The following is a 26,518-nucleotide window of genomic DNA, read 5'->3' as shown; positions in this document are numbered from 1 at the left end:
CATGGCATCACGAGGTCCATATCGGCGGCACAGCCCGCAATTCAAGATACAGATATGCAGCGATATTCGCAGCGGCAAGATAGGGCGACGCGAGGCGCTCAAGACTCATAACTTGTCGGCCAATCTCATGCAGATGTGGCTAGGGCAGTTTGATCGCGGTGAGCTGGATGCAGAAGATGCTGCTGCGTCGACGGTTGCAGAGTACGAAGCACATATTGCCGCGTTGGAACGGAAGGTAGGCCAGCTGACGATGGAGTTGGATCTCCTCAAAAAAACGCCACGGCTACGACTCGTCAGCAACAGCGAGAACTCATCGATCATCAGCGGCCCCAAGCCTGCTCCATCCGACGAGGATGCCAAATGATCGATCTGCCGCGTAGCACCTACTATTATCAGCCCAGGCCGGCTACTGCCGTACTCGGTGATGCTGAGCTGGCCCATCTGATAGAAGACATCCACGATGTATTCCCGGGCTATGGCTATCGTCGAATCACGTTGGAATTGAGGGCACGCGGGCATGTGGTCAATCACAAGCGCGTAGCCAGGATCATGCGTGAGCATGAGGTATACGGCCATCATCGGCGCAGGTTCAAGCCGGCGGCCGGCACTGAAACCGACGTCGCCGTCTTTCCTAATCACTATCAGAACATCATTCCAACGGAGCCAGATCGTGTCTGGATTGCCGATATCACCTACATCCGAATAGCATCCGGCTTTATCTACCTGGCCGTTGTTTTGGATGCTTGCAGCCGCAAGGTAATCGGCTACGCTTTATCTAAGCGGATAGACACGCCTTTGGCCCTGGCCGCGCTGACGGCCGCCTACAGAATTCGCAAGCCGGCGCCCGGCACCTGCATTCACCATACGGATCGTGGGTGCCAATATGCCAGTGCCTTATACCGGGATTCTTTGGAGGAATTTGGTCTGATAGGATCGATGAGTGCTCCAGCCAATCCATATCACAACGCCCAGGCGGAAAGCTTCATGAAGACGCTTAAGGTCGAAGAGGTTTATCTGGCCGGATATGAGAAATTCGACGACGTGGCAGCGAGACTGCCATACTTCATCGAAGAGATTTACAACGAACGGCGTATGCACTCGGCGCTGGGCTATCAATCACCTAACCAGTTCGAAGCACAACTTGCTCGGCAAGCGGCTTAGTTTCTCGACCAACCTTGGTCCAGCCCGAGGGGTTCACTCCAAAAGTGGGTCAGTTTTCAATGCAAATCAACAGTTAGCTAAAGCAACCGAGTTTGTAGACTACTTATTGCAAGAGGAAGAGCGTGAAGCGCAGCTTTTCTCCCTTGTGCCTGAGGAACGTTTTATTCAGCGAATAAAGTTCAAGTTAGAGGAAGAAATCGATAATGTTCGGAGAAGCGCTGATCGCCAAAGGTTTCGCAACTGAATCTCTTGACCAATGATATCTTCGATGCTAACGTCACCCTGCCGTTAAGCCTGTAGGCAGGCACATGAAATATATGGTTTGGATTGGCTCCCACAAAGAGATTTGTGGGAGCCAATGTTTTTTGTACGCTTTTCACCAACAGAGAAGGCCCATTGACGAAAGTCAGTTGCCTTTTTGTATTTTGGGGTCCACGAGCAAGGCGCCTGCGTGCCTTGCCCCTATTTTCTTACCCCCGCAAACGAAACACGCTCACGGTCTCACTCAGCCCCGCCGCCTGCTCCTGCATCTGCCGCGCCGCTGCGGCCGCCTGTTCCACCAGCGCCGCATTCTGCTGGGTCGCTTCATCCATCAGGTTGATGGCCTGGTTGACCTGTTCGATCCCGTCACTCTGCTCCTGCGACGCCGAGGTGATTTCGGCCACGATGTCGGTCACGCGGCGCACGCTGGCCACCACCTCTTCCATCGTCGTACCGGCCTGCTCGACCAGCCTGCTGCCCGCCTCCACCTTGCCCACCGAGTCACCGATGAGTTCCTTGATCTCCTTGGCCGCGCTGGCCGAGCGCTGCGCCAGGGTGCGCACTTCGGAGGCGACCACCGCAAAGCCGCGCCCCTGCTCGCCCGCACGCGCGGCTTCCACGGCGGCGTTGAGCGCGAGGATATTGGTCTGGAAGGCGATGCCATCGATGACGGCAATAATGTCCACGATCTTGCGCGAGGAATCATTGATCGAGCCCATCGTGGCCACCACTTCCGAGACCACCGAACCGCCCTGCACCGCCACCTCCGATGCCGACACCGCCAGCTGATTGGCCTGGCGTGCGTTGTCGGCGTTCTGCTTCACGGTCGAGGTCAGTTCTTCCATCGCCGAGGCGGTCTCTTCCAAAGAACTCGCCTGCTGCTCGGTGCGATTGGACAGGTCCAGGTTGCCATGGGCGATCTCGCTGGAGGCCGTGGCGATGGTATCGGTGCCCTGGCGCACCCGGGTGACGATGCCCACCAGGTTGTCATTCATTTCCTTGAGTGCGCGCATGAGCTGGCCGGTTTCATCCTGGCTGCGCACCTCGATATGGTTGTCCAGATGACCCTTGGCCACGCGGCTGGCCACATCGACCGCCTTGTGCAACGGTGCCGTGATCGAGCGCGTAATGGCCCATGCCAGCGCCACACCCAACAGCAGCGCCACGGCGCCCAGCACGATCATGAGCGTCCGCGCATTGCGGAAGAGACTATCGATTTCTGCGGTCTGGTTCTTGATGAGGTCGGACTGCATCACGGCCAGCTTGTCGATGGCGGCCAGATAGACGCGCGTACTCGGCAGCAGCAGCTCGTCGACCGCCTTGCGTGCCCCCTCTTCGTTGCCCGCCTCTTTTTCCTTGAAGACCTGCGCATTGGCCGCCAGCACCACCTTGCGGCGTTCGTTGATCTCGGCCAGGGCAGCCCGCCCGGCGTCATCGGTGATCAGCTCTTCCATGCGCTTGACCAGCTCATTGTTCTTGCTGATGGTCGCGCCGATCTCCTGCTTGTAGAACTTCTGCTGTTCGACATCCGGATTCTTGGCCGCGGCCACGATGCGGCCGACGTTGAGTTCGATGGACCGATAGAAGGTAATGACCAGCCTTTCCTTGACCAGTGCATCGTTGACCATCGTGTCGTTGAGACTCCCCACCGCCTGCAGCCGCCCCACGCCAATGGCGGTAATCACCAGCATCAAACCCAAAATCGCGGCAAAGCCCAGCCCCAGCCGGGTGCCGATCGTCATTTTCTTCATCGTTTCCCCATCTCCCATTGCACGAGACGCATGCGGATCGCAGCGCCCTCCCTCGTTCTCCGCATCGTATGCGGATGCCTCATTATCGGCCAGACGATAGCCACCTTGAGATGAGACGCGTCAAATCAATGAAAATCTTTTATCATTCACACAAAACGCTACCGATCAGTAGCCACCGCCGGAATGTGAGCCCGCTCGACCCTTCACGGTCCGAAGTCCAACCCATTGAAGAAGCACACCAACGCAATGCCCCAATTCGACAAGTCCCTGGTCTGGTTCCGCCGCGACCTGCGCCACACCGATCATGCCGCCCTCTACTACGCGCTCTCGCAAAGCCAGTCCGTGTGGTGCGTGTTCGTCTTCGATACCGACATCCTCGATGCATTGAAGGCCGATGGCGTGAAGCAGGATCGCCGCGTCGATTTCCTGCTGGCCAGCGTGGCCGAGCTCGATGAGGCCTTGCGCAAGGCCGGCGGTGGGCTGATCGTGCTGCATGGATCGGCTGTTCAGTGCATTCCCGAGCTGGCCGCCGAGCTGGGCGTGCAGGCGGTCTTTGCCAACACCGACTATGAGCCGGCCGCCATCGAGCGGGATGCGGCCGTGGACAAGGCCCTCAAGAAACACGGCGCACAACTGCTGAGCTACAAGGACCAGGTCATCTTTGAAAAGGACGAAGTGCTGACCCAGTCGGCCAAGCCCTTCTCGGTCTTCACGCCCTACAAGAATGCGTGGATGGCCAAGCTGGCCGCAGCCGGGGGGGACTTCTATCTCAAACCCTATCCGGTCGAAAAATATTTCAAGGCCCTGGCCAAGCCACCGGGCAAGGCGCATCACGAGCTGCCTTCGCACCAGGCACTGGGATTTGACCCCAGCAATTTGCAGGAACTGAAGATTCCGACCGGCATGTCCGGTGCCCAGGCCCTGCTGGAGGATTTCCTGGGCCGCATCGGCGCCTACGGCACGGCGCGCGATTTTCCTGCAGTGAAGGGTCCGTCCTATCTGTCGATCCACCTGCGCTTCGGCACGGTCTCCATCCGCACGCTGGCGCGGGCTGCGATGCAGGCCATGCATGCTGGTCAAGGCGCGGCAGGTGCGGCGGTGTGGCTGTCGGAACTGACCTGGCGCGATTTCTATTTCATGATCCTGCATCACCATCCGCGTGTGACTGCCAAGGCTTTCAAGCCCGAGTACGATGCGATCAAGTGGGAGCACGGCAAGCATGCCGAGGAATTGTTCGCCGCCTGGTGCGAGGGACGCACCGGCTATCCGCTGGTAGATGCGGCCATGGCCCAGATCAACCAGACCGGCTACATGCACAACCGCCTGCGCATGGTGGTGGCCAGTTTCCTCACCAAAGATCTGGGCATCGACTGGCGCTGGGGTGAACAATATTTTGCGATCCATCTCAACGACTTCGACCTCTCGGCCAACAATGGTGGCTGGCAGTGGGCGTCGTCCTCAGGCTGTGATGCGCAGCCCTACTTCCGCATCTTCAACCCGGTCACGCAATCGGAGAAGTTTGATCCGGACGGCAAGTTCATCCGCCGCTACCTGCCGCAACTGGCCAAGCTTTCCGACAAGCGCATCCACGCGCCGTGGACGGCCACACCCGATGAGCGCATGTCGGCTGGCGTGACGCTGGGGACGAACTATCCACGGCCCATCGTCGACCATGCAGAGGCACGTGAACGCACGCTGGAGCGCTATGCCGTGGTCAAGAAAACGGAGAAGGCCGAGTAAGCGCATCGCGCCAAATCAAGAGCGAAAAAAAACGGACCCTCGGGTCCGTTTTTCATGCGGTCGGCATCTCATTCCGACATCACCGGCTCGACCTTCTTGTCCTGATCAAAGCGGATCGGCGGCACGCGCCGCACCATCCACAGTCCCACCAGCGCGGCCACGATGGCAATGGCGATGCCCATGTGAATGGCCCCGACCAGGGCCTCGCGTGCCGCTTCCAGCAAGGCCGAACCATCATGTCCGGCCTGCATCAGCTGGGCCAGCAGGACCGACTGGATGTCATGGTTGACCAGTACTTCAGGATCGCTGAAATCCTTGAGCCACTGCGCTGCGTGGTCCCCTTCCAAGGCCTTCTGCACGCCTGCGCCATACATCTGGCTCACCAGCGTGCCGGTGATGGCCGTGCCCAGCATGCCGCCGATCATGCGCAAGGACTGCAGCAAGGCGGTAGCGATGCCCAGGTGCTCGCGTGCGGCGGCCTGCTGGGCAAACACGGTGAGATTGGGCAAGACCAGGCCCAGCCCGAAACCACCCGCCAGCATCACTGTCAGCAAAAAGCCGTTGCCGGTACTGCGATCACACAGCACCACGCCCAGACAGGACGCAGCGATCAGCGCAAAGCCAAGGTTCATCATCAGGTTGGGATTGGGAATGCGCGTGATGATGCGGCCATTGACGATGCTGGCCACGGTAATACAGGCTACCAGCGGTGTGATGAGCAGCCCCGCTTCACGCGGGCTCAACCCGAATCCGCCCTGGAACAGCAGCGGCGCATACATCAGCAGCGAGAACATGGCAAAGCCCGCCAGCACCGACAAGACAAACAGGCTGGCCAGCGCCTTGTCGCGCATCATCTCGAAGGGCAGGATGGGCTGAGCGGCGCGCTGCTCCCACTTCCACAAGGCGTAGAAGGCGGCCACAGCCACGGCCAGCAAGACCATCATGCCACCCGTGATGCCGCGCTTGGGCAGCAGTTCCACCAGCAGCTGCAGGCTGCCCAGCGAGAGCGAGATCAGCAGCGCGCCCGGCCAGTCCAGCCGCATCTTGCCCGCATGCTGCATGTGGCGGATGTGCGGCACGAAGCGCCAGACGAAATACAGCGACAACACGCCGATGGGCAGGTTGCAGTAGAACACCCAGCGCCAGCCCAGCCCTTGCGTGAGGAAGCCGCCCAGCGAAGGGCCCACTGCCGTAGCAATGCCGAAGGAAGCCGACAGGATGATCTGCCAGCGCAGCCGCACGCGCGGATCGGGAAACAGGTCAGCGATGGAAGCGAAACAGGTGCCCACCAGCATGCCGCCACCGATGCCCTGCAGCCCGCGCGCCAGCACCAGGAACAGCATGCTGTTGGCCATGCCGCACAAGGCCGAAGCACCGACGAAAACGACGATGGACGCAATCACGAAAGGCTTGCGCCCGAAGTAATCACCGAGCCGCCCGAAGATGGGCACGGTAATGACCGAGGTCAGCAGATAGGCCGTGGCGACCCAGGCATAGAGATCGAAGCCCTTGAGCTCGGCCACGATGGTCGGCAGCGCAGTGCCGACGATGGTCTGGTCCAGGGCCACCAGCATGATGACGAAGCAGATGCCCAGCGTGGCCAGCAGGGATTCGCGGAACGGCAGGACTTGGCCGCTGGAGTGGGCGGCATCGGTGTGTAGGGCCATGTGCGGAGAACGAATGTCCGAAGTTGCGCGCGTGCGCCAATCCGACATTCTAGCGCCGCATGGCACGGCCTGCCCTGCGTGCTACAGCAGCAGTTCGTAGCGCTGCTCGTTGAGCTTGACGCCCCAATGCGAGCCGATGCGCTCCTCGGTGAGGATGAATCCGTGACGCTGGTACAGGTTGTGCGCGGCGTGCAAACCCTCGAAGGTCCACAGGTAGATGGAAGGGAAATCGCACTCCGCGCAGAAGCGGATGGCCTCGGTCAGCAGGGCATCGCCCACGCCGCGTCCACGCAGTTTTTCGGAAGAAATGAACCAGCGCAGCCACGCGCCCTGCTGCTGCGCATGCTGGCCGTCGATGGTCAGCGAACCTTCGACGCGGCCGTGTACGGTGGCGGTCCAGAAGCCATCGCGGCTGTCGTCGTAGCGGCTCATGAAGGCCGCCAGCTCGGTGGCGATGCGGGCTTCGAAATACACGCCGAAGCTCCAGTTTTCGGTGTAATACGCGGCGTGCAGCTCAGCTACACGCCCGATGGCGCCTGGCAGATAGCCGCGCCGGATGTGGATGTCGTCCATGGCTTGCCTCCCCAAGATGGGCGGCGCTGGCCGTGGCGCCACCCGGCTCGCCAGCGGCGGCCGGGCAGCGTGCGGCACGATCAGTCGCCAGCGATGGTCATGTTTTCCAGCAGGATGGAACCCGTTTCCTTGGTACCGCGAATGAGCGTGTCGTTACCCACGGCCACGATCTGGCGCAGCATGTCCTTCATGTTGCCGGCGATGGTGATTTCTTCCACCGGATACTGGATCACGCCGTTCTCGACCCAGTAGCCCGAGGCACCGCGCGAATAGTCACCCGTCACGTAGTTCACGCCCTGCCCCATCAGCTCGGTCACCAGGAGGCCGGTGCCCATCTTCTTCAGCATGCCCTTGAAGGTATCGGCCTTGGTGGTCAGGTCCGAGCGCAGCGTCAGGTTGTGCGAGCCGCCGGAGTTGCCGGTGGTCTGCATGCCCAGCTTGCGGGCCGAATAGGTCGACAGGAAGTAGCCCTGTACCACGCCATCCTTGATGACCTCACGCTTGACGGTGCGCACGCCTTCTTCATCGAAGGGCGCGGAACCCACACCGCCGACCACGTGCGGATCTTCCAGGATCTGGATGTGCTCCGGGAAGACCTGCTGGCCCAGCGAATCGAGCAGGAAGGTCGACTTGCGGTACAGCGCACCGCCCGACACGGCTTGCACAAAGGCGCCCAGCAGACCCGCTGCCAGCGGCGCTTCGAACAGCACCGGGCATTTGCGGGTCGTGAGCTTGCGCGCGTTCAGGCGGGCCAGCGCGCGCTCGGCGGCGTAGCGGCCGATGGCTTCGGGCTTGGCGAGTTTCTTGGGATCGCGTTTGGAGGAATACCAGTCATCACGCTGCATGCCCGCGCCCTTGCCGGCGATGGGCGCCACCGAGATGGTGTGGCGCGAGAACGGGTAGCCGCCCATGAAACCACGGCTGTTGGCCGCGATGAAATGCGAGTGCTGTACGTAGACGCCAGCCCCTTCGCTATTGGTGATGCGCGGGTCGGTATCGAGGGCTGCGGTTTCGCAGCGTTGGGCCAGCGCCACAGCTTCTTCGGCGGAAATGTTCCATGGCGAAAACAGTTTCAGGTCGCGCGGGGCCATTTCCAGCATCTCGGCGTCGGGCAGGCCGGCGCAGTCATCGATGGCGGTGAAGCGGGCGATGTTGTAGGCGGCCTCGACCGTTTCCTTCAGTGCCTGCTGCGAGAAATCCGAGGTGCTGGCGTTGCCGCGCCGCACCTGGCGGCCTTCTCCGAGGAACACGGTCACACCGATGCCCTTGTCCTTGTTCTGCTCGATGGTCTCGATCTTGCCCTTGCGCACCGCTACCGACAGGCCGCTGCCCTCGCTGATGTCGACGGCGGCGTCCGAGGCGCCCTTGTCCCGGGCATAACGCAGGACATCCTGCGCCAACTGCTTCAACTGGTCCTGACTGTGCGTGAATGGGGTATCGCTCATGAGCCTGTTTTCTCTGAAATGCGGGTAAAACGGTTATCATAGCAGTCGTTAAGCTTTATTTCTCGAAGTCACGATATGCCCAATGCCAACCGCGGTGCTGTCGGATTCCAATCCAGCGAATTCGAACAGGAATACGACCGCCCCTCCAAGTCCCAGCTCAAGCGCGAGATGGATGCCCTGCAAAAGCTGGGCGAATCGCTGGTCAATGAACCGCGCGACCGCGTCAAGCGCGTCCCCATGCCCGAAGACGTGCGCGACGCCATCCTCGAATGCCAGCAGATCAAGGACCACGAAGGCCGTCGCCGCCAGATGCAATACGTGGGCAAGAAGATGCGCACGCTGGAAGCCGACGAGATCGCCATCATCCAGAAGACCATCGACAGCTGGCACGGCGCCTCCAAGGCTGAAACCGCCGCCATGCACGCCCTGGAACGCCGCCGCGAAAAACTGCTGGCCGATGACCAGGCACTGACCGAACTGCTGAACCGCCATCCCGAAGTGGATGTGCAGCACATGCGTAAGCTCATCCGCAATGCCCGCAAGGAGCAGGCGGAAAACAAGCCGCCCAAGGCTTACCGCGAAATCTTCCAGATCCTCAAGCAGTTGCAGGCCCAGGCTGCGCGCGCCAAGAGCGAAGCCGCCGAGGATGAGACCGACGAGCAGGATGACGATGAGCGTTGAGGCCGTGACGCCCGTCGCACGTGAGGTGCTGCGCGTCGGACTGGTCTCCATCTCCGACCGCGCCTCCGGTGGCGTCTACCAGGACCAGGGCATCCCGGCCCTGCAGGAATGGCTCACCAAAGCGCTCACCAGCGCCTTTGAAGTCGAGACCCGCCTGATCCCCGATGAACGCGCACAGATCGAACAGACCCTGGTGGAACTGGTCGATGTGGCCCGTTGCGACCTGGTGCTGACCACTGGCGGCACCGGTCCGTCGCGCCGCGATGTCACGCCCGAAGCCACGCTGGCCATCGGCACCAAGGAAATGCCGGGCTTTGGCGAGCAGATGCGCCAGATCAGCCTGCAGTTCGTACCGACCGCGATTCTCTCGCGCCAGGTCGCCGTCATCCGCGAGACCGACGGCCATGCTGCGCTGGTGCTGAACCTGCCCGGCCAGCCCAAGTCCATCCGCGAAACACTGGAGGGATTGAAGGACGAGGACGGCAAGATCAAGGTGCCCGGCATCTTCGCCGCCATCCCCTACTGCATCGACCTCATCGGCGGCCCTTACATCGACACCGATGAAAGCGTCTGCAAGGCCTTCCGCCCCAAGTCGGCGATCCGCCCTGCCAGCAAGTAATAGTAGCTCAGCGGCCCGCATGTCGATGCGGGCCCGCCCTCCCTCTCAGTTCGGACACTTACCCTCATCCGGCCCGCCGCACAGCGTGGCCGCATTGAGCAGATCCAGATACTGCTGCAGTCCGGCCGGCGTGATCCGGTAGGGATACTGTTTCAGTGCGTTTTCAGTCGGCGGGCGCCAGCTGAACTGCACCACGAACAGTTGCTGCTTGCCCTGATACACCGCCAGTACAGTTCCCTCGCCATAGGGCGCAACTGGCCCGGTACGGTCGCAGAAGCCACCACTGACAGAGACGGGAATATTGTTGGTGCTGCCATCCTTCTGCGCCATCGCCACGAAGCGCCCCGGACAATTGCGCTGGGCTCCCTGCATCACTTCCGTCAAGGCCACCTGCGCCACGGTGAGGTTGCGCGCCTGGATGTTGGCCACCAGGCCGGCATCGGGATAGCCACGGCGCTGCACGCCCATGTAGCCCTCGCGCCAGGAGTCATGCGCTTCGTTGGCTGGCAGGAAATCGACCACGTAATTGCCGTCCGGATCGCCATCCATGTAGGCCAGGCGCCATCCTGGCGGGGGCGAGATCATCAGGTTTTCGCCGCGCGGCTGGAACAACCGGCCTTCGGCTTCGGCATGGCCGGCCAGGGGCGCCATGGCCAGCAGGGAGGCCAACAGCGAGGCCAGCAGGCGGCGCGAGGGGATGCACTTCATGGGTTTTCCTTTTGCAGCGCCGCCATCGCGGCGGCGTTCATCGTATGATGTGAGCCCATTGCAGCACAGACGCTGCGCATGACAACGGGCAAGGCCGTATTGTGCTCCCGCGCCGGGACAGACACAAATGCCGCGCCCCGCCCTTTCATCCACCGACCGCAACAGGAACCGCACGCCTATGTCCGCCCCCCTCGAGACGATACAGATCGATACCGCCCCCAACCCCACTGCCTCCGTCATCTGGCTGCACGGCCTGGGTGCCGATGGTTCGGACTTCGTGCCCATCGTGCGCGAGCTGGACCTGTCGGGCTGCCCGCCCATCCGCTTCATCTTCCCGACCGCGCCGACCATGCCGGTGACCATCAACGGCGGCTACGTGATGCGCGCCTGGTACGACATCTTCGCGCCCGACCTGGTCCGCCGTGAAGACGAACCCGGCCTGCGCGCCTCGCAGGCCGCCATCGAAGCACTGATCGCGCAAGAGCGTGCACGCGGCATTCCCTCCGAGCGCATCGTGCTGGCCGGTTTCTCGCAGGGCTGCGCGATGACCTTGCAGACCGGCCTGCGCCACCCGGAACGCCTGGCCGGCCTGATGTGCCTGTCGGGCTACCTGCCGCTGGCCGCCACCATCGAAGCCGAACGCCACGGTGCCAACCATGACACGCCCATCTTCATGGCCCACGGCACCATGGATCCGGTGGTGGTACTGGAGCGCGCCGTCAAGTCGCGTGAACTGCTGACCCAGCTGGGCTACAAGGTCGAGTGGCACGACTATCCGATGCAGCACTCAGTGTGCGGCGAGGAGGTCGAGGATATCGGCGCCTGGCTGACCAAGGTCCTGGCCTGAGTCCGAGCACGCAGCACCCGCATCCGCCCCCGAACCTGCAGCCGCAATGACAACGCCCCCGCACGATGCACTCGTGCGGGGGCGTTGTCGTTTTCCCTGCGCAGTGTTACGCGCAGGGCAGCCTTGCAATTACTTCAGGCGGAACTTCAGTTCCTCGCCGGCCTGGCGCATCGCGGTCTGCACGGCCGGGACCTTGGCCAGTACGTTCAACAGGCCGAAGTCGTGGATCATGCCGTTGTAGCGCACGCTGGTCACGGCCACGCCGGCGGCTTGCAGCTTGCGGCCATAGGCTTCGCCTTCGTCACGCAGCACGTCGTTTTCGGCGGTCTGGATCAGGGTCGGCGGCAGGCCGGCCAGTTGCGCCGGGGTCGCGTTCAAGGGCGAGGCAGTGATTTCCTTGCGCTTGGCGGCGTCGGTGGTGTAGCTGTCCCAGAACCACTTCATCATGTTCTTGGTGAGGAAGTAGCCATTGGCGAACTGGTTGTAGGAACCGGTTTCGAAGTTGGCATCGGTCACCGGCCAGAGCAGCACTTCCGAACGCAGGGCGGGGCCGCCCTTGTCCTTGGCCATCAGGGCCACGACAGCGGCCATGTTGCCACCGACGCTGTTGCCGGCCACGGCCAGGCGCTTGCCGTCGACCTTGATTTCCTTGCCGTGCTCGGCCACCCACTTGGTGGCGGCATAGGCCTGGTTGATGGCCACGCCGTAGCCGGCTTCCGGCGACGGGGTGTAGTTCACGAACACGGCCACCGCACCCGAGTTGGCCACCAGGTCACGCACCAGGCGTTCGTGGGTCGGGAAGTCGCCCAGCACCCAGCCGCCGCCGTGGAAGAACATGAAGGCCGGCAGGGTCTTGGTCACGCCCGCCGGACGCACGATGGTCAGCTTGATCTGCTGGCCGTCGGCGGTGATGGTCTTTTCCGACACGTCCGCCTTGGGCAGCTCCAGCTTCACGCTGGCTTGCGCACCGACCAGCACGGCGCGCGCATCTTGCGGCGAGAGCTGTTCCAGGGGCTTGCCACCGCCGGCTTCGAGCGCTTGCAAGAAGGATTGGGTGGTCGGTTCCACGCCGGCATCACCGGCGGCATAGGCGTTGCCAAAAACCAGGCCGATGGCGGCGACGGCGGCGAGTTGCTTGAACGAGGTCATGATCTTCTTCCTTTTCTCTAATCTCAGATGAGCGAATCGGTGGGGTTCACCGGGTAAGTGCTGCGAGGGAACTGCATGTTTGTTGCTTTGCTGCCTGGTACTGCTGTACTGCTGTACTGCTGTACTGCACTGGCCGTTGCCGGCCAGAAAACTGTCGATGCCACGATAAAACTAAAAGCCTATTAAATAGCAAACTACTTAGTTGGCGCTATTGGCTCTGCGTATAACTGCTGCCAAGAGAATGTGATGATTTCACTCTGCACACTGCCTTGAACCTGCCGATGCCAGTTAGCCGGCTTTCTTGCGAGCTACTCATCAACAATATACAACACTATTTAATAGCGCGCTATCTATTTAACTTTCAAAAAGGGACTTGGCCTGGTCGCCGCGTCCCTTCAACCTGCCCCGCTCACTCGCCCGTATTCTTGTGCAGGCGGGCACGCAAGGCCATCAATTCTTCCTTCATCGCGGTCAGTTCCGCGGCCGTCGACTCGGTTGCCCGCAACACTTCGCGGGGCAGCTCCACTGCCTGTTCGCGCAGCTTGTCACCTTCTGCGGTGAGCGAGACGACCACTTGCCGTTCATCGCTGGCCGCACGTTCCCGGGTCACCAAGCCCTGCGCTTCCATGCGCTTGAGCAGCGGGGTCAGCGTGGCCGAATCCAGCACCAGGCGTTCACCGATATCGGACACCGTCAGCTGGTCCTGCTCCCACAACACCATCAGCACCAGATACTGCGAATAGGTGATGCCCATGTTGCGCAACAGCTTGCGATAGAGCTTGCTCATCGACAGCGAGGTCGAGTACAGCGCAAAACACAACTGGGCATCCAGCAGCGGGGCCGACTTGCGTTTGTCTGTTTTCGAATTCATGCAGCGCAGTTTAGCGAGGCCAAAATTAAATAGCAAGCGATTTAATAAAAAAATTTACGCGTTGTCGTCGCAGCGTTGCCACGCCCCTTCACCGGGCACGCAGGACGTGATTGCGCACCATCGCGAAGCAGGCTGGACCAAGAACGATGGGCCAATGCGCCATGCCACGGGCCATTGCCCTCTTCGCAGCCATCCGCCGGGAGGCCCGCCCCGCCTGCATTCCCGGCTGGCGATACCGCTTTTCCGTCGGACGCGAAGCTGATGCCATGGCACGCTTCCTGCATGTCTTCTTTGTTGTATACATTGACGTATCCGTGCTTGCCTTCACCGTGTCCATCGCCTAAGCTGGCCCGATGGCCGTGGCAGGCGGGCTTGCCGCCCAAGCCGGTTGCGCTCGATCCGTGATGACTTCTGAAAGGAAAAACGAATGAACCAGCGTGTCTCCCGTTTCCTGCTGTCCGCGATGTCCTCGGCCGTGCTGGCCGCCTGCAGCCTGCCCGCCTGGGCGGCGACGCTCAACATCTCGCTGGACGCCGACCCCGGCAAGCTAGACCCCACGCAGTCCTCCATGCTCAACGAGCGCATCGTCTACCAGAGCATCTTCGACAAGCTGGTGGACCTGGATGGCGAGGGCAAGATCATCCCCATGCTGGCCGAGCGCTGGACCGTCTCCGAAGATCAGAAAACGTACACGCTGTATCTGCGCAAGGGCGTCAAATTCCAGGATGGCACGCCCTTCGATGCCAAGGCGGTGGAATTCAACTTGCTGCGCGGCCAGGAGAAGACCTCCCTGCGCCGCAATGAACTGAAATACGTCACCAAGATCACGGTGGTCGATGAGCACACCATCAAGCTGGACCTCTCCACGCCCTTCGCGCCCTTCCTCTCCATCCTCACCGACCGCGCCGGCATGATGTCGTCGCCGGCGGCCGTGAAGAAATACGGCGAAGACTACGTCAACCATCCGGTCGGTACCGGCCCCTTCGTCTACGAAGGCCGCCTCAAGGGTGCCACCATCACGCTCAAGAAAAACCCCGACTACTGGCGCGCCGGCCTGCCCAAGGTGGATGAAGTGGTCTACAAGATCATGCCGGACGTCAATGTGGCCTTCAACAACCTGCGCAGTGGCCAGGTCGACATCAGCAACCGCTTCCCCTACAAGGAAATCACCAACGTCCCGGCCAACGCCAGCTATACGGTGCTCAACAAGCCTTCTCTGGGCTTCCGCGGCTTCTACATGAACACCGGCAAGCCGCCCTTCGACAAGAAGGAAGTGCGCGAAGCCGTGGATATCCTGATCGACCGCAACGCCATCGCCAAGGTGGTCTACAACAATGCAGTGGCGGCCGGCCATTCGCCCTTCTCCAAAGCGCAATTTGCCAATGGCCCCAGCGACGTGCCACCCAAGGTTGACCTGGCCCGCGCCAAGGCCCTGCTCAAGGCAGCCGGCAAGGAAGGCGGCTTCAGCTTCAAGCTGACCTTGCCGACCACGCCCGATGAATTGCAGGTCGGCCAGATGATCCAGGGCATGCTGCGCCCGGCCGGCATCACCGTCACGCTGGAGAAGACCGAACTGGCCACCCAGATCGAGGCCGGCAAGGCCGGCAACTTCGAAGGCCTGTTCGTGGGCTGGAGCGGCCGTTCCGATCCGGACCAGAACATCTATGACTTCGTCACCACCAACGGTTCGCTGAACTATTCACACTTCGGCGCCAAGGAAGTGGACGACCTGCTGCAGCAGGCCCGCGTGGAAGGCGACCAGGCCAAGCGCAAGGGGCTCTATGACCAAGCCATGGCGATCCTGGTCAAGGAAGTGCCCTACATCTACACCGTGCATGACAACGTGCTGTTCGGCATCGCCAAGTCGGTCAAGGGCTTCCAGTACGTGCCCGATGGTGTGATCCGCACTGCGACCGTGTCCAAGTAAGTCCCATGGCCACGACGATCAAGCTGCCCAAGCTGGCCCGGCGCCTGCTGCTGTCGGTCCCCACCCTGCTGCTGGTGAGCATGGTGGTGTTTTCCCTGCTGGCGGTGCTGCCGGGGGACCCGGTGGCCGCCATCCTCGGCATGGAAGCCACGCCGGAAGCGGCCGCCGCCCTGCGCCTGAAACTGGGGCTGGATGATCCGCTGCTGGTGCAGTACGGGCGCTGGCTGTGGGCCGTACTGCATGGCGACCTGGGCCGCTCCTTCATCGACAACACCCCGGTGGCCGATGCCTTGTGGCAGCGCCTGCCGGTGACCATCGAACTGGCCATCGGCAGCTTTTTGGTGGCGGTCGTCATTGCGGTGCCGGCCGGCATCCTGTCGGCGGCCCGCCCGCGCGGCTGGGCCAATGCGGTCGGCACCTTGATTGCCTTGTTCGGCATGTCGGTGCCGCACTTCTGGCTGGGCATGCTGTTCATCATCCTGTTTGCGGTCAAGCTGGGCTGGCTGCCGGCCTCGGGCTTCGTGCCGCTGTCGGTGGACTGGCACGCCAACCTGATCGCCATGATCATGCCCATGGTCGTGACCGGCCTGCGTGAATCGGCCATCCTCATGCGCATGGTGCGCAGCAGCTTGCTGGAAGTGCTCAACGAGGATTACATCCGTACCGCCTTCTCCAAGGGCCTGCGCGACTGGCAGGTGGTGCTGGGCCATGCGTTGCGCAATGCCATGATCCCGGTGGTCACGGCCAGCGGCCTGATGGTCTCGGGCATGCTGGGCGGACTGGTCATCACCGAAAGCATTTTCGGCATTCCCGGCATGGGCAAGATGATCGTCGACGCCATCTTCCAGCGTGACTACGTGACTGTACAGGCCGGTGTACTGGCCGCTACCGTCATGGTGGTCATCGTCAACCTGTGCGTGGACCTGCTCTACAGCGTGATCGACCCGCGCATCGCCCGCTGAAGTCTGCCCAACGCCTCCAACCATGACGTCTCCCGACATGAACCCTCCCTCCCCTGCGCAGGCCCTGCCGGCGCTGCCCCGCTGGCGTACCCTGCGCCGCTTCAGCCGCAACCGTCTGGCGGTGATCGGTGCGGTGATCATCGCTGTACTGGTACTGTTGGCCATCACTGCACCGGTACTGGCCCGGTACGATCCCATCTTTGACCAGGACTACGGCAACCTGCTGTCTGGTCCCAGTGCCGAGCACTGGCTCGGTACGGATGACCTGGGCCGCGACATCTACACCCGCATGCTGTACGGTTCGCGCATCTCGCTGCAGGCGGCGCTGATCTCGGTCGGACTGGCCTTTTCATTGGGCGTGCCCATCGGCATCGTCAGCGGCTACCATCGCGGCGCGGTCGATGCCATCGTCATGCGCGTGGTCGATGCGCTGCAGGCTTTTCCTTCGCTGATCCTGGCGCTGGCCCTGGCCGCCGCGCTGGGGGGCGGTTTCTACAATGCCATGGTGGCCGTCGGCATCGGCTTCACCTCGTCCTTCGTGCGGCTGGCGCGCGGGCAGGCCATGACCATCCGCAACCTCGACTACGTCATGGCCGCACGCTCCATCGGCGCCGGGCACCTGCGCATCATGTGGCGCTACATCCTCCCCAATTCGCTGGCGCCTTTGGTGATCCAGGCCACCTTCGCCATGGGCACGGCCATCATCGCCGAAGCCGGGCTTTCCTATCTCGGCCTGGGGGCCAAGCCGGAAGACCCGAGCTGGGGTTCCATGCTGCACATCGCCCAGGGCTACCTGAACACCACGCCGATGCTGGCCATGTGGCCGGGGCTGGCGATCTTCCTGGTGGTGCTGGGTTTCAACCTGCTGGGCGATGGCATCCGCGAAGTGTTCGATCCCAAACTGAGCCGCTGAGGAACCGCCATGCTCACCATCGAAAATCTCAAGATCGAATTCCTCAGTCACGGCCGCCGCGTTGCGCCCGTCGATGGCGTTTCCTTCTCACTGGGCCAGGACGAAACCGTGGGCCTGCTGGGTGAATCCGGTTGCGGCAAGAGCGTCACCGCCCTGTCCATCCTGCGCCTGTTCCCCATGGCCAGCCAGGCCAGGCTGTCGGGTGCGATCCGTTTTGGCGAGCGCGACCTGCTGCAGGCCGATGACGCCACCCTGCGCGGCATTCGCGGCAAGGAGATCGCCATGATCTTCCAGGAGCCGATGACCTCGCTGAACCCGCTGCATCGCATCGGCGAGCAACTGGGCGAGATGCTGCGCATCCACACCTCCCTGCCGCGCCAGGAGATCGACGCCAAGGTCGTCGCCATGCTGGAACGCGTGGGCCTCTCGCGCGCAGCGCAACTGGTGGACGAATATCCGCACAGCCTCTCCGGCGGCATGCGCCAGCGCGTCATGATCGCCATGGCCTTGCTGTGCCAGCCGCGCCTGCTGGTCTGCGATGAACCGACGACCGCGCTGGACGTGACCATCCAGGCGCAGATCCTGGACCTGATGCGCGACCTCAAACGCGAACAGAAGACCTCCATCCTCATGATCACCCACGACTTGGGCGTGGTGGCCGAGATGTGCCAGCGCGTGGTGGTGATGTATGCCGGCCAGGTGGTGGAGCAGAGCAGCGTGGAAGATCTGTTTGATCGCCCCGCCCATCCCTACACGCATGCCCTGATGCGCGCGCGCCCGGCGCTGGATGCCACACCTGGTGCGCCGCTGACTGCCATCCCTGGCAGCGTGCCGCCGCCCGGCACCGTCACGCAAGGCTGCCGCTTCGCCGCCCGTTGCGCGCGCGCCCAGGACATCTGCCGCCAGGAGATGCCGGTACTGGAACATCTGGGTGATGGCCACAGCGTGCGCTGCTGGTATCCGCATTGAAGGTATAGAAGGCCCGATCATGACGACACTTCCTCCCCTGCTCGAAGTCCACGGACTGAAAAAATATTTTGCTTCCGGCAGCAGCACCGTCAAGGCCGTTGACGATGTCTCCTTCAGCCTGGCTGAAGGCCAGACCCTGGGCCTGGTCGGTGAATCCGGCTGCGGCAAGTCCACCACCGGGCGCAGCGTGCTGCGCCTGATCGAACCCAGCGAAGGCAGCGTGCGCTTCATGGGCCAGGAACTGACCCTGCTGCCCGAGGGCCAGCTGCAGGCCATGCGCCGGCACATGCAGATGGTGTTCCAGGATCCGTATGCCTCGCTGAACCCGCGCATGACCATCGGCGAAGTGCTGGAAGAACCGCTGCTCGTGCACCAGCTGCACGACCGCGCCACCCGCAAGCGCAAGGTGGCCGAAGCGCTGGACATGGTCGGGCTCAACCCGGCCTATGCAGCACGCCATCCGCATGAATTCTCCGGTGGCCAGCGCCAGCGCGTGGGCATCGCGCGCGCCATCATCACGCGGCCCAAGCTGGTGGTGGCCGATGAGGCCGTCTCAGCCCTCGATGTCTCCATCCAGGCGCAGATCCTGAATCTTCTGCGCGAGCTGCAGCAGGAGCTAGGGCTGACCTATCTGTTCGTCTCGCACGACCTGGCCGTGATCCGCCATGTGAGCGACAGCATCGGCGTGATGTACCTCGGACGCATGGTGGAAACGGGCACATGTGAAGAGGTCTACACCCGGCCGCGCCATCCCTACACGCAGGCGCTGCTGTCGGCCATACCACGTGAACATCCGCGCCAGCAGCGTGAGCGCATCATCCTGCAGGGCAGCATCCCCAACCCGGCCGCCCCGCCCTCGGGCTGTCATTTCCATCCGCGCTGCCCGTCCTGCATGGAGGTGTGCAAGACCGAAGCACCGCCTGCGGTCAAGGTCAGTGCCACCCATACCGTAGCCTGCCACCTGAGCCGGCCCGAGCTGACGCTGCGCCCCACGTAATACGCAAGCCACCCGATAAAATACGCCCCTGAACCAAGAACGAGAGACCGCCATGCCCGCCTTCCCCGACTTCAGCAGCAACCACTATCCCTACTTCTCACGTCGCAGCGCCGTCTATGCCCGGCGCGGCATGGTGGCGACCTCGCAACCGCTGGCCGCGCAGGCCGGGCTGGAAGTCCTGCAGCGCGGCGGCAATGCCATCGATGCGGCCATCGCAGCCGCTGCCGCATTGACGGTGGTGGAACCGACCGCCAACGGCATCGGTGGCGATGCCTTCGCCTTGGTCTGGCATGGCGGCAAGCTGCATGGCCTGAACGCCAGCGGCCCGGCCCCGCAATCGATTTCCGCCGACAAGCTCACCAGCGCCGGCCTGAAGGACGTGCCCAAGTACGGCGCCCTGCCCGTGACCGTGCCCGGCACGCCCAGCGCCTGGGCCGCCATGGCCAAGCGCTTCGGCAAGCTGGCGCTGACCGATTCCATGGCCGGCGCCATCACCCTGGCGCGCGAGGGCTTCCCGGTCTCGCCGATGGTGGCGCATGCCTGGCAGGTGGCGCAGCAGAACTTCAGGCGCGAGTTCAAGGAGCCGCATTTCCAATCGTGGTTCGATACCTTCTGCATCGATGGCCAGGCACCGCAAGCCGGCCAGTTATGGCGCTCGGCGGGCCATGCCGCCACCCTGCAGGCGATCGCCGAGGACAATGCCGAGGGCTTCTATCGCGGTGCCCTGGCCGAAAAGATTGCGGCCTTCCTGCAGCAGGCCGGCGGCTACATGCAGGCCTCCGACCTGGCCGCATTCCAGCCGGAATGGGTGGACCCCATCGGCGTGAATTATCGCGGATATGACGTTTGGGAAATCCCGCCCAATGGCCACGGCATGGTGGCCCTGATGGCGCTGAACCTGCTGAAGGCTTACGACTTCTCCGAGCGCGACACGCTGGCGACCTATCACCGCCAGATCGAAGCCATCAAGCTGGCCTACGCCGATGGCCTGGCGCATATCGCCGATCCCGCGCACATGAAGGTGACGATGGAGCAATTGCTCTCGGAGGCCTATGCCGATGAACGCCGCAAGCTGATCGGCCCGCGCGCCACGCTGCCGGTGGCCGGCGACCCGTCGCGCGGCGGCACCGTGTACCTGTGCACGGCCGATGCCGAGGGCAACATGGTGTCCTTCATCCAGAGCAACTACATGGGCTTTGGTTCGGGCCTGGTGGTGCCGGGTACGGGGATTGCGCTCCACAATCGCGGCAACAATTTCACGCTGCAAGCCGGGCATCCCAATGTGCTGGCACCGGGCAAGCGTCCGTATCACACCATCATTCCCGGCTTCATGACGCGCAATGGCCAGGCCGTCGGCCCCTTCGGCGTGATGGGCGGTTTCATGCAGCCTCAGGGCCACGTGCAGATGGTGATGAACACGGTCGACTTCGGCCTCAATCCCCAAGCCGCGCTGGATGCGCCGCGCTGGGAATGGGAAAAAGGAAACAAGGTCAGCATCGAACACAGCACGGCCGAACATCTCTTCCGTGGTCTGGGCGGGCTGGGCCATGAAGTGGCGTGGTCGGGCAACCAGCTGGGCTTCGGCCGTGGCCAGATCATCTGGCGCAATGACGAAGGCGTACTGTGCGGCGGGACCGAACCGCGTACCGATGGCAGCGTGGCCGCCTGGTAAAGAAAGCCCATCGTGAAAAGCCTGGCTGCTCCCGCCCCCGCCGCTGACGCCGGCGCGCTCGCCTCCGATCTTGAGGGCGAAGACGCGCTGGTGCGCAATGGCTCCCTGCCCGAATATGTCTATGCGCAATTGCGGCAGGACATTTTCGACATGCGCCTCTTGCCCGGCGACCAGATCACCGAAACCGAAATCGCCGCGTATTTCAAGGTCTCGCGCACGCCGGTGCGGCAGGCGCTGCAACGCCTGCAGAACGATGGCCTGATGCAGGGCTATGTACGCGGTGGCTGGGAGGTGGTGCCGATCGACTTCAAGCGTTTTTCCGATCTCTATGAAATGCGCAAGCTCATCGAGACGCACGCAGTGCGCCGCCTGTGTGCGCAGGCGGGAGACCAGTCCGTGCTGGCCGGCCTGCGCGCCACCTGGTGCGTGGCCGCCGAGGCACGCGAACCGGACGGACCCAAGGCGGCCCTGCTCGATGAAGTCTTTCACCAGACGCTGGTGCGCGCGGCCGGCAACCAGGAGATGGCCGAGTCATTCGATCGTCTGACAGACCGCATCCGCATCGTGCGGCGACTGGATTTCCTGTACGGTGATTGCCTGCACTCGACCTACGAGGAACATGCCGCCATCCTCGACAGCATCGCCGCCGGCGACGCCGAGGGCGCAATGCGCCTGATGGGCGAGCACATCGATGGCAGCCATGCGGAGGTCAACCAGATCACCTTGCATCGGCTGCACAGTGCGCGGGCGACGGCGACCACCAAGCCGCCGGCTTATGTGTCGGTAAGGGTGCGGCGGTCGTTCTGACCAATGCTGACCTGCCCTGAAAGTGTGCCGACGCTGTGTTAGGCTTCCCGCCTGACTTCAATTTGCCAAGCGGGGAGACACACATGAAAGTTGCCGTGATGGGCGCAGGTGCCGTGGGATGTTATTTCGCCGGGATGCTGGCGCGGGCGGGACACGAAGTAGTACTGGTGGGCCGGCCGCAGCACGTGGAGGCATTCAATACCAAGGGCCTGCGGCTGGAAGCCAAAACCTTCGATGAGACCATCCCCGTCAAGGCCAGCACCGATCCGGCCATCGTGGCGGGTGCCGACCTGGTGCTCTTCTGCGTCAAATCCCCCGATACCGAAACGGCTGGCGCGCAACTGCGGCCGCACCTCGCCCCCGATACCCTGGTGCTGACGCTGCAGAACGGCACCGACAATGCCGAGCGCCTGCGCACGGTGATCCCGCAACCGGTCTCGGCGGCGGTAGTCTACGTGGCCACCGAGATGGCCGGACCCGGCCACGTCAAGCACCACGGCCGTGGCGAGCTGGTGATCGAACCGGCCGCGCGCAGCCAGCAGGCCGCAGAGGCCCTGATCGCAGCCGGCGTGCCAACCGAGATTTCCGAGAACGTGCGCGGCGCGCTGTGGCTGAAACTCATCATCAACTGCGCCTACAATGCGCTGTCCGCCATCACCCAGCTACCCTACGGCAAGCTGGTCGAAGGCGTGGGCGTGCCGGAAGTGATGGGCTACCTGGTCAGCGAATGCAAGGCCGTGGCCGCCGCCGAGGGCGTGACCCTGGCCGGGGATGTGGATGTGGCGATCCGCAAGATCATCGAGACCATGCCCACGCAATTCTCTTCCACCGCCCAGGACGTGGCGCGCGGCAAGCCCAGCGAAATCGATCACCTCAACGGCTACATCGTGTGGCGGGGACAGGCGCATGGCATCGCAACGCCGGTGAACCTGACCGTGCATGCGCTGGTCAAGCTCATTGAGAGCAAGGCATCCTGAAAGAGAGTTCTCTTAACGCAGCATCGCCGACATCGCCGACAAACTGTTGAGCACCCGCACCGCATATTCCGCCGTGGGCGCATCGAATTCGACGGTGACATTGTCGGTACGCTCAAGAATCGGCAACTGGCTGAAGAGGTCGGCCAGCGCCACCGTCTGCGCCTGCAGGCGGCAACGCAGCGGGCCGCGCAGGGGCAGTACCGGCATGGCCTCCGGGTTGGCCACCAGCGCGGTGACCGCCTGGCGGGCGCGTTCTTCGAGCAGCACGCAGGACTGCCGTGGCGTGAGCGAATCGCCGCTGTTGGCCCCATAGGCCTTCTTGGTTTCAGCAAAGACCGCATGCGGGAACAGCGGTGCATTCTCTTCGATGAAGGCATCATCGCCGCTGCCGAAGATCACCGGCACGCCATGTTCGGCCGCCAGTGCGCCATACAGCCCGGCCTCGCCCAGTTCCTGCCCGCCCAGCCACACGCGGGCGAAGGCAAAGCTGTTGGTGGTGTGCGCCAGGATGCCGCGTCCTTGCGCACGCGAGTGGTAGCCCACCAGCATGACCGCATCGATATCGTGGTCCACGCCGCCCATCATGCCCAGCACGCGCGGCTTGCCCAGCACCATGCGCGCCTCGGGGTGCAGCAGGTCCGGCAGCAGGTTGCGGAAGCCGCCGTGCGAATCGTTGACCTTGATGGCCGTGGCACCGGCCGCCAATGCGCCACGGATGACGGCATTGGCCTCCTCGGTCATCCAGCGCCGGGCGCGTTCATATTCGCCATTGCCGGCGCGGGTCTGCTCGGTGTGGAAAACCCCGGCCACGCCTTCGATGTCGACGGAAACCAGGATGTTGGCACGCTTGTTCATGAGGCGGTCTTTCAGGGGAAGCAATTCAGGAAGCCAGGCGCTCGCGCAGGCTCACACGGACATGGCCATCACGCCCGCGCACGGTCTCGGCCGCAAAGAGCGCATGCACGATGGCTTGTTCGACGCAATCAGCGGCCGCATGGAACAGCGGGTCCAGCAGATGATCGGCCAGCAGCGCCAGGTGCAGGCAATCGGCATCAGCCTCGATGGCCTGGGCCGTGGAGAAGGCCAGCGCAATATCGCCGCTGCCATGGCCGTAGGCGGACCCGGTGCGCGCCAGTCCGGCCCCGGCGCGCGTGGCCAGGCGCTTCAGCTGCCGCGCATCCAGCGGCGCATCGGTGGCCAGGATCATGATGATGGAGCCCTTCTCGGGCGCGGTATCGGGTGTTTCGCTGGCAGCCAATCGCGCGCCCAGCGGATCGCCCGCCAGGATCAGTTCGGGCAGCCGCCCGAAGTTGGAGAGCACCAGCGCTCCGACGGTATAGGACTGTCCCGATGACTCCAAGGTGGCCACGCGCGAAGCGGTACCGATACCGCCCTTCAGGCCAAAGCTGGACATGCCCCGCCCTGCCCCGACCGCACCTTGCGCCACTTCAACCGACAAGGCCGCCATCGCTGCCTCAAAATGCTCGGGCTGCACGGCCATGGCCTGCAAGTCGTTGAGATAGCCGTCATTGCATTCCAGCACCAGCCCATTGACCGTGGGCAGGCTGCGCCCGCATTCCGGATTGCCGCGCACCGTGTGAGCGATTTGCGCATTGAGCAGCGTCCCCACGGCAAAGGTGTTGGAGAGCGCGATGGGCGTTTCCAGCAAACCCAGTTCCTCCAGCTGCACCAGCCCCGCACTCTTGCCAAAGCCATTGATGACGGCCGCCGCCGCCGGCAGCTTGTGGGTGAAGAGATTGCCGCCATGCGGTGCAATCACGGTCACCCCGGTCTGCACTGCGCCGGCATCGAGGGTGCAGTGACCGACACGCACGCCCTCCACATCGGTGATGCTGTTGCGCGCACCGGCGGGCAAGCGGCCAATATGTGGCACCTCCAGCGGCACCTGCAGGGTCATCATCAGCGCTGGTCGATCTTGGGATCGAGCGCGTCGCGCAAGCCGTCGCCCAGCAGGTTGAAGGCCAGCACGGTCAGGAAGATCGCGATGCTGGGCACCAGCGCCACGTGCGGCGAGGTGACCATGTCGGCGCGGGCTTCGTTCAGCATCAGGCCCCACTCGGGTGTGGGCGACTGCGCGCCCAGGCCGAGGAAGGACAGGCCGGCCGCCGTGATGATGGAGGTGCCGATACGCATGGTGAAATACACCACGATGGCCGAGATGGTGCCAGGGAAAATGTGCTTCCACATGATGGTGGTGTCGGACGCACCGATGCTGCGGGTGGCCTCGATGTAGGTGAGGTTTTTCAGCTGCAGCGTATTGCCGCGCACCAGGCGCGCAAAGGCCGGGATACTGAAGACCGACACCGAGATGATGACGTTGATCATGCCGCCACCCAGGATGGCGACGATGCCGATGGCCAGCAAAATGCCAGGGAAAGCGAAGAGCACATCGCAGATGCGCATGACGATGCGGTCCCACCAGCCTTCATAGTAGCCGGCCAGCAGGCCGAAGACGGTGCCGATCACGGCGCCGATGGCCACCGAGAAGAAGCCCGAGGCCAGCGAGATGCGCGCGCCCATCAGGATACGGCTGAAGATGTCGCGGCCCAGCGAATCGACCCCGAACCAGTGGGTCCAGGTCGGCGGCGAATTGAGGGCGTCGTAGTCGAAGAAATTCTCGGCGTCGAACGGCACGATCCATGGCGCCAGGATGGCAATCAGGATCAGCAGCAGGATGAACACGCCCGCATAGACGGCCAGGCGCTGCTTCTTGAACTTGCGCCAGAATTCGCGCCAGGGGGTGCGGATCTTCTGGCCGGAGGCGGCGACGGCGGCCGGATCGGGCGGCGGCAGCGGCGCGCCGGTTTCGGAGGTAGTGGCCAGAGGCGAATTGGAGAGCGACATGATTCCCCTCACTTGAAACGGATGCTGGGGTTGATCACGGCATAAAGCACGTCCACCACCAGGTTGATGAAAATGAATTCCAGCGAGAACAGCAGGATCTCAGCCTGGATGATGGGGTAGTCACGCATCTCGACGGCATCGACCAAGAGGCGTCCCATGCCCGGCCAGTTGAACACCACCTCGACCAGGATAGAGCCGCCCAGAAGGAAACCAAACTGCAGGCCCATCATCGTCACCACCGGGATCAGCGCATTGCGCAGGCAGTGCTTGATGACCACCACGGTCTCGGTCAGGCCCTTGGCACGGGCGGTGCGCACGAAGTCCTCTTGCAAAATCTCGATGAAGGATGAACGGGTAAAGCGCGCCATCACCGCAGCCACCGCCGCGCCCAGCGTCAGCGAAGGCAGGATGTAGTGGCGCCAGGTCTCGTCACCGACGGTGGGCAGCCAGCCCAGCTCGACCGAGAAGACCTGCATGAGCAGGATGCCCAGCGAGAACGCCGGGAAGGAAATGCCGGAGACGGCCAGCGTCATGCCCAGACGATCCGGCCACTTGTTGCGCCACACCGCCGAGGAGATGCCGATGACAAGACCGAACAGCACGGCCCAGATCATGGCCACGATGGTCAGCCACAGTGTGGGCCAGAAGCGCGCGGCGATCTCTTCGGAGACCGGGCGCTTGCTGCGGATGGAACGGCCGAAGTCGCCGTGGGCGGCATTGATGAAGAAGTTGACGAACTGCTCCGGCAGCGGCTTGTCCAGGCCGAGGTCGGCGCGCACCAGGGCGACCGTCTTTTCATCGGCTTCGGGGCCGGCGGCCAGGCGTGCCGGGTCGCCCGGTAACAAGTGCACGAACAGGAAAACCAGCACCGCCACCAGCAACAGCGTGGGAATGAGGCCTAACAGGCGTTTGATGACATAGGAAAACATGGGACTCTCTGAATAAGGCTGCCCGTC

General features: G+C 63.1%; 26 protein-coding genes. 15 read left to right on the top strand and 11 right to left on the bottom strand.

Annotated elements, in window-relative coordinates; translation table 11 throughout:
* The first annotated feature begins 1 nt into the window (after position 1).
* Both ACLRDN_RS09270 and ACLRDN_RS09265 read left to right on the top strand, forming a co-directional pair.
* Positions 2–364, top strand: coding sequence for a transposase (locus ACLRDN_RS09270; RefSeq protein WP_209568292.1), 363 nt, complete (start codon positions 2–4; stop codon positions 362–364).
* On the top strand, positions 313–1,161 hold the full coding sequence (locus ACLRDN_RS09265; RefSeq protein WP_413460376.1) for an IS3 family transposase: 849 nt from the start codon (positions 313–315) through the stop codon (positions 1,159–1,161). Before ACLRDN_RS09270 ends, ACLRDN_RS09265 begins: the two co-directional genes overlap by 52 nt.
* Positions 1,162–1,631: 470 nt before the next feature.
* Here ACLRDN_RS09265 and ACLRDN_RS09260 read toward each other — a convergent pair whose 3' ends face one another.
* Positions 1,632–3,173: a methyl-accepting chemotaxis protein gene (locus tag ACLRDN_RS09260; protein WP_413459882.1), complete on the bottom strand. Its 1,542-nt coding sequence runs from the start codon at positions 3,171–3,173 to the stop codon at positions 1,632–1,634.
* A gap of 246 nt (positions 3,174–3,419) precedes the next feature.
* Here ACLRDN_RS09260 and ACLRDN_RS09255 point away from each other — a divergent pair, with 246 nt between their 5' ends.
* A complete protein-coding gene (locus ACLRDN_RS09255) occupies positions 3,420–4,913 on the top strand; it encodes a cryptochrome/photolyase family protein (RefSeq protein WP_413459881.1) in 1,494 nt (497 codons plus the stop codon).
* Between the two features lie 68 nt (positions 4,914–4,981).
* Here the strand turns inward: ACLRDN_RS09255 and ACLRDN_RS09250 are convergent, their stop codons facing one another.
* The 3 genes from ACLRDN_RS09250 to pmbA all read right to left on the bottom strand — a co-directional run bounded on the left by ACLRDN_RS09250 (position 4,982) and on the right by pmbA (position 8,598).
* Positions 4,982–6,580: an MDR family MFS transporter gene (locus ACLRDN_RS09250; RefSeq protein WP_413459880.1), complete on the bottom strand. Its 1,599-nt coding sequence runs from the start codon at positions 6,578–6,580 to the stop codon at positions 4,982–4,984.
* Between the two features lie 81 nt (positions 6,581–6,661).
* The gene (locus tag ACLRDN_RS09245) at positions 6,662–7,153 is read right to left on the bottom strand and encodes a GNAT family N-acetyltransferase (protein ID WP_413459879.1); all 492 of its coding nucleotides are present in this window, start codon (positions 7,151–7,153) and stop codon (positions 6,662–6,664) included.
* An 80-nt stretch (positions 7,154–7,233) separates the two neighbouring features.
* A complete protein-coding gene (gene pmbA / locus ACLRDN_RS09240; RefSeq protein ID WP_413459878.1) occupies positions 7,234–8,598 on the bottom strand; it encodes a metalloprotease PmbA in 1,365 nt (454 codons plus the stop codon).
* A gap of 75 nt (positions 8,599–8,673) precedes the next feature.
* Between pmbA and yjgA the strand changes: the two genes are divergently transcribed.
* Positions 8,674–9,279 (top strand): ribosome biogenesis factor YjgA, encoded by a 606-nt coding sequence (yjgA, locus tag ACLRDN_RS09235; RefSeq protein WP_413459877.1) that lies wholly within the window; start codon positions 8,674–8,676, stop codon positions 9,277–9,279.
* Positions 9,269–9,898 carry a molybdopterin adenylyltransferase gene (mog, locus tag ACLRDN_RS09230; RefSeq protein WP_413459876.1) on the top strand — a complete coding sequence of 210 codons (630 nt, stop codon included), beginning with the start codon at positions 9,269–9,271 and terminating at the stop codon, positions 9,896–9,898. Before yjgA ends, mog begins: the two co-directional genes overlap by 11 nt.
* 45 nt (positions 9,899–9,943) lie before the next feature.
* Here the strand turns inward: mog and ACLRDN_RS09225 are convergent, their stop codons facing one another.
* Positions 9,944–10,606 carry a hypothetical protein gene (locus tag ACLRDN_RS09225; protein WP_413459875.1) on the bottom strand — a complete coding sequence of 221 codons (663 nt, stop codon included), beginning with the start codon at positions 10,604–10,606 and terminating at the stop codon, positions 9,944–9,946.
* A gap of 178 nt (positions 10,607–10,784) precedes the next feature.
* On the opposite strand from ACLRDN_RS09225, the gene ACLRDN_RS09220 reads away from it, so the two are divergent.
* Positions 10,785–11,453, top strand: a complete 669-nt coding sequence (locus tag ACLRDN_RS09220; RefSeq protein WP_413459874.1) for an alpha/beta hydrolase — start codon at positions 10,785–10,787, stop codon at positions 11,451–11,453.
* A gap of 129 nt (positions 11,454–11,582) precedes the next feature.
* Here the strand turns inward: ACLRDN_RS09220 and ACLRDN_RS09215 are convergent, their stop codons facing one another.
* Together ACLRDN_RS09215 and ACLRDN_RS09210 are read right to left on the bottom strand one after the other, a co-directional pair.
* Positions 11,583–12,602: an alpha/beta hydrolase gene (locus ACLRDN_RS09215; RefSeq protein ID WP_413459873.1), complete on the bottom strand. Its 1,020-nt coding sequence runs from the start codon at positions 12,600–12,602 to the stop codon at positions 11,583–11,585.
* Between the two features lie 409 nt (positions 12,603–13,011).
* Positions 13,012–13,473 (bottom strand): MarR family winged helix-turn-helix transcriptional regulator, encoded by a 462-nt coding sequence (locus ACLRDN_RS09210; RefSeq protein WP_413459872.1) that lies wholly within the window; start codon positions 13,471–13,473, stop codon positions 13,012–13,014.
* Between the two features lie 110 nt (positions 13,474–13,583).
* On the opposite strand from ACLRDN_RS09210, the gene ACLRDN_RS09205 reads away from it, so the two are divergent.
* The 9 genes from ACLRDN_RS09205 (at position 13,584) to ACLRDN_RS09165 (ending at position 22,697) form a co-directional block, all read left to right on the top strand.
* Positions 13,584–13,817: a hypothetical protein gene (locus ACLRDN_RS09205; RefSeq protein WP_413459871.1), complete on the top strand. Its 234-nt coding sequence runs from the start codon at positions 13,584–13,586 to the stop codon at positions 13,815–13,817.
* 83 nt (positions 13,818–13,900) lie between these two features.
* The gene (locus ACLRDN_RS09200; protein ID WP_413459870.1) at positions 13,901–15,400 is read left to right on the top strand and encodes an ABC transporter substrate-binding protein; all 1,500 of its coding nucleotides are present in this window, start codon (positions 13,901–13,903) and stop codon (positions 15,398–15,400) included.
* A 5-nt stretch (positions 15,401–15,405) separates the two neighbouring features.
* Entirely contained in the window at positions 15,406–16,362 is a 957-nt protein-coding gene (locus tag ACLRDN_RS09195; RefSeq protein ID WP_204725326.1) for an ABC transporter permease, read from the top strand.
* Between the two features lie 37 nt (positions 16,363–16,399).
* Positions 16,400–17,275, top strand: a complete 876-nt coding sequence (locus tag ACLRDN_RS09190; RefSeq protein ID WP_413459869.1) for an ABC transporter permease — start codon at positions 16,400–16,402, stop codon at positions 17,273–17,275.
* A gap of 9 nt (positions 17,276–17,284) precedes the next feature.
* Positions 17,285–18,244, top strand: coding sequence for an ABC transporter ATP-binding protein (locus tag ACLRDN_RS09185; protein WP_413459868.1), 960 nt, complete (start codon positions 17,285–17,287; stop codon positions 18,242–18,244).
* Between the two features lie 19 nt (positions 18,245–18,263).
* Positions 18,264–19,241 (top strand): ABC transporter ATP-binding protein, encoded by a 978-nt coding sequence (locus ACLRDN_RS09180; RefSeq protein WP_413459867.1) that lies wholly within the window; start codon positions 18,264–18,266, stop codon positions 19,239–19,241.
* A gap of 52 nt (positions 19,242–19,293) precedes the next feature.
* Complete coding sequence (locus tag ACLRDN_RS09175; RefSeq protein WP_413459866.1) at positions 19,294–20,913, top strand: gamma-glutamyltransferase family protein; 1,620 nt, start codon at positions 19,294–19,296, stop codon at positions 20,911–20,913.
* A gap of 12 nt (positions 20,914–20,925) precedes the next feature.
* On the top strand, positions 20,926–21,720 hold the full coding sequence (locus ACLRDN_RS09170; RefSeq protein WP_252696268.1) for a GntR family transcriptional regulator: 795 nt from the start codon (positions 20,926–20,928) through the stop codon (positions 21,718–21,720).
* An 83-nt stretch (positions 21,721–21,803) separates the two neighbouring features.
* On the top strand, positions 21,804–22,697 hold the full coding sequence (locus ACLRDN_RS09165; RefSeq protein ID WP_413459865.1) for a ketopantoate reductase family protein: 894 nt from the start codon (positions 21,804–21,806) through the stop codon (positions 22,695–22,697).
* A 12-nt stretch (positions 22,698–22,709) separates the two neighbouring features.
* On the opposite strand, the gene ACLRDN_RS09160 is transcribed toward ACLRDN_RS09165, so the two are convergent.
* Genes ACLRDN_RS09160 through gsiC form a run of 4 tightly spaced genes read right to left on the bottom strand, consistent with a single transcriptional unit; the run spans position 22,710 to position 26,491 of the window.
* Positions 22,710–23,552: a M55 family metallopeptidase gene (locus tag ACLRDN_RS09160; RefSeq protein ID WP_413459864.1), complete on the bottom strand. Its 843-nt coding sequence runs from the start codon at positions 23,550–23,552 to the stop codon at positions 22,710–22,712.
* A 25-nt stretch (positions 23,553–23,577) separates the two neighbouring features.
* Positions 23,578–24,615 (bottom strand): P1 family peptidase, encoded by a 1,038-nt coding sequence (locus ACLRDN_RS09155; RefSeq protein WP_413460375.1) that lies wholly within the window; start codon positions 24,613–24,615, stop codon positions 23,578–23,580.
* A 2-nt stretch (positions 24,616–24,617) separates the two neighbouring features.
* Entirely contained in the window at positions 24,618–25,562 is a 945-nt protein-coding gene (gene gsiD, locus ACLRDN_RS09150) for a glutathione ABC transporter permease GsiD (RefSeq protein WP_034337513.1), read from the bottom strand.
* Between the two features lie 8 nt (positions 25,563–25,570).
* Complete coding sequence (gsiC, locus tag ACLRDN_RS09145; protein WP_134222038.1) at positions 25,571–26,491, bottom strand: glutathione ABC transporter permease GsiC; 921 nt, start codon at positions 26,489–26,491, stop codon at positions 25,571–25,573.
* Positions 26,492–26,518 lie beyond the last annotated feature (27 nt).

It is taken from the genome of Herbaspirillum huttiense, from assembly GCF_047300815.1.
Lineage (GTDB): Bacteria > Pseudomonadota > Gammaproteobacteria > Burkholderiales > Burkholderiaceae_D > Herbaspirillum > Herbaspirillum huttiense_A.
The sequence above is the reverse complement of the archived record's forward strand: the minus strand, read 5'-3'. Positions and strand labels throughout refer to the sequence as shown.

Bases quoted from the DNA above. Each gene is read 5' to 3' on its own strand.
- ACLRDN_RS09270 (WP_209568292.1), top strand. From the start codon at position 2: ATGGCATCACGAGGTCCATATCGGCGGCACAGCCCGCAATTCAAGATA.
- ACLRDN_RS09260 (WP_413459882.1), bottom strand. From the start codon at position 3,173: ATGAAGAAAATGACGATCGGCACCCGGCTGGGGCTGGGCTTTGCCGCG.
- ACLRDN_RS09255 (WP_413459881.1), top strand. From the start codon at position 3,420: ATGCCCCAATTCGACAAGTCCCTGGTCTGGTTCCGCCGCGACCTGCGC.
- ACLRDN_RS09250 (WP_413459880.1), bottom strand. From the start codon at position 6,580: ATGGCCCTACACACCGATGCCGCCCACTCCAGCGGCCAAGTCCTGCCG.
- ACLRDN_RS09245 (WP_413459879.1), bottom strand. From the start codon at position 7,153: ATGGACGACATCCACATCCGGCGCGGCTATCTGCCAGGCGCCATCGGG.
- pmbA (WP_413459878.1), bottom strand. From the start codon at position 8,598: ATGAGCGATACCCCATTCACGCACAGTCAGGACCAGTTGAAGCAGTTG.
- yjgA (WP_413459877.1), top strand. From the start codon at position 8,674: ATGCCCAATGCCAACCGCGGTGCTGTCGGATTCCAATCCAGCGAATTC.
- mog (WP_413459876.1), top strand. From the start codon at position 9,269: ATGAGCGTTGAGGCCGTGACGCCCGTCGCACGTGAGGTGCTGCGCGTC.
- ACLRDN_RS09225 (WP_413459875.1), bottom strand. From the start codon at position 10,606: ATGAAGTGCATCCCCTCGCGCCGCCTGCTGGCCTCGCTGTTGGCCTCC.
- ACLRDN_RS09220 (WP_413459874.1), top strand. From the start codon at position 10,785: ATGTCCGCCCCCCTCGAGACGATACAGATCGATACCGCCCCCAACCCC.
- ACLRDN_RS09215 (WP_413459873.1), bottom strand. From the start codon at position 12,602: ATGACCTCGTTCAAGCAACTCGCCGCCGTCGCCGCCATCGGCCTGGTT.
- ACLRDN_RS09210 (WP_413459872.1), bottom strand. From the start codon at position 13,473: ATGAATTCGAAAACAGACAAACGCAAGTCGGCCCCGCTGCTGGATGCC.
- ACLRDN_RS09200 (WP_413459870.1), top strand. From the start codon at position 13,901: ATGAACCAGCGTGTCTCCCGTTTCCTGCTGTCCGCGATGTCCTCGGCC.
- ACLRDN_RS09195 (WP_204725326.1), top strand. From the start codon at position 15,406: ATGGCCACGACGATCAAGCTGCCCAAGCTGGCCCGGCGCCTGCTGCTG.
- ACLRDN_RS09190 (WP_413459869.1), top strand. From the start codon at position 16,400: ATGAACCCTCCCTCCCCTGCGCAGGCCCTGCCGGCGCTGCCCCGCTGG.
- ACLRDN_RS09185 (WP_413459868.1), top strand. From the start codon at position 17,285: ATGCTCACCATCGAAAATCTCAAGATCGAATTCCTCAGTCACGGCCGC.
- ACLRDN_RS09180 (WP_413459867.1), top strand. From the start codon at position 18,264: ATGACGACACTTCCTCCCCTGCTCGAAGTCCACGGACTGAAAAAATAT.
- ACLRDN_RS09175 (WP_413459866.1), top strand. From the start codon at position 19,294: ATGCCCGCCTTCCCCGACTTCAGCAGCAACCACTATCCCTACTTCTCA.
- ACLRDN_RS09165 (WP_413459865.1), top strand. From the start codon at position 21,804: ATGAAAGTTGCCGTGATGGGCGCAGGTGCCGTGGGATGTTATTTCGCC.
- ACLRDN_RS09160 (WP_413459864.1), bottom strand. From the start codon at position 23,552: ATGAACAAGCGTGCCAACATCCTGGTTTCCGTCGACATCGAAGGCGTG.
- ACLRDN_RS09155 (WP_413460375.1), bottom strand. From the start codon at position 24,615: ATGACCCTGCAGGTGCCGCTGGAGGTGCCACATATTGGCCGCTTGCCC.
- gsiD (WP_034337513.1), bottom strand. From the start codon at position 25,562: ATGTCGCTCTCCAATTCGCCTCTGGCCACTACCTCCGAAACCGGCGCG.
- gsiC (WP_134222038.1), bottom strand. From the start codon at position 26,491: ATGTTTTCCTATGTCATCAAACGCCTGTTAGGCCTCATTCCCACGCTG.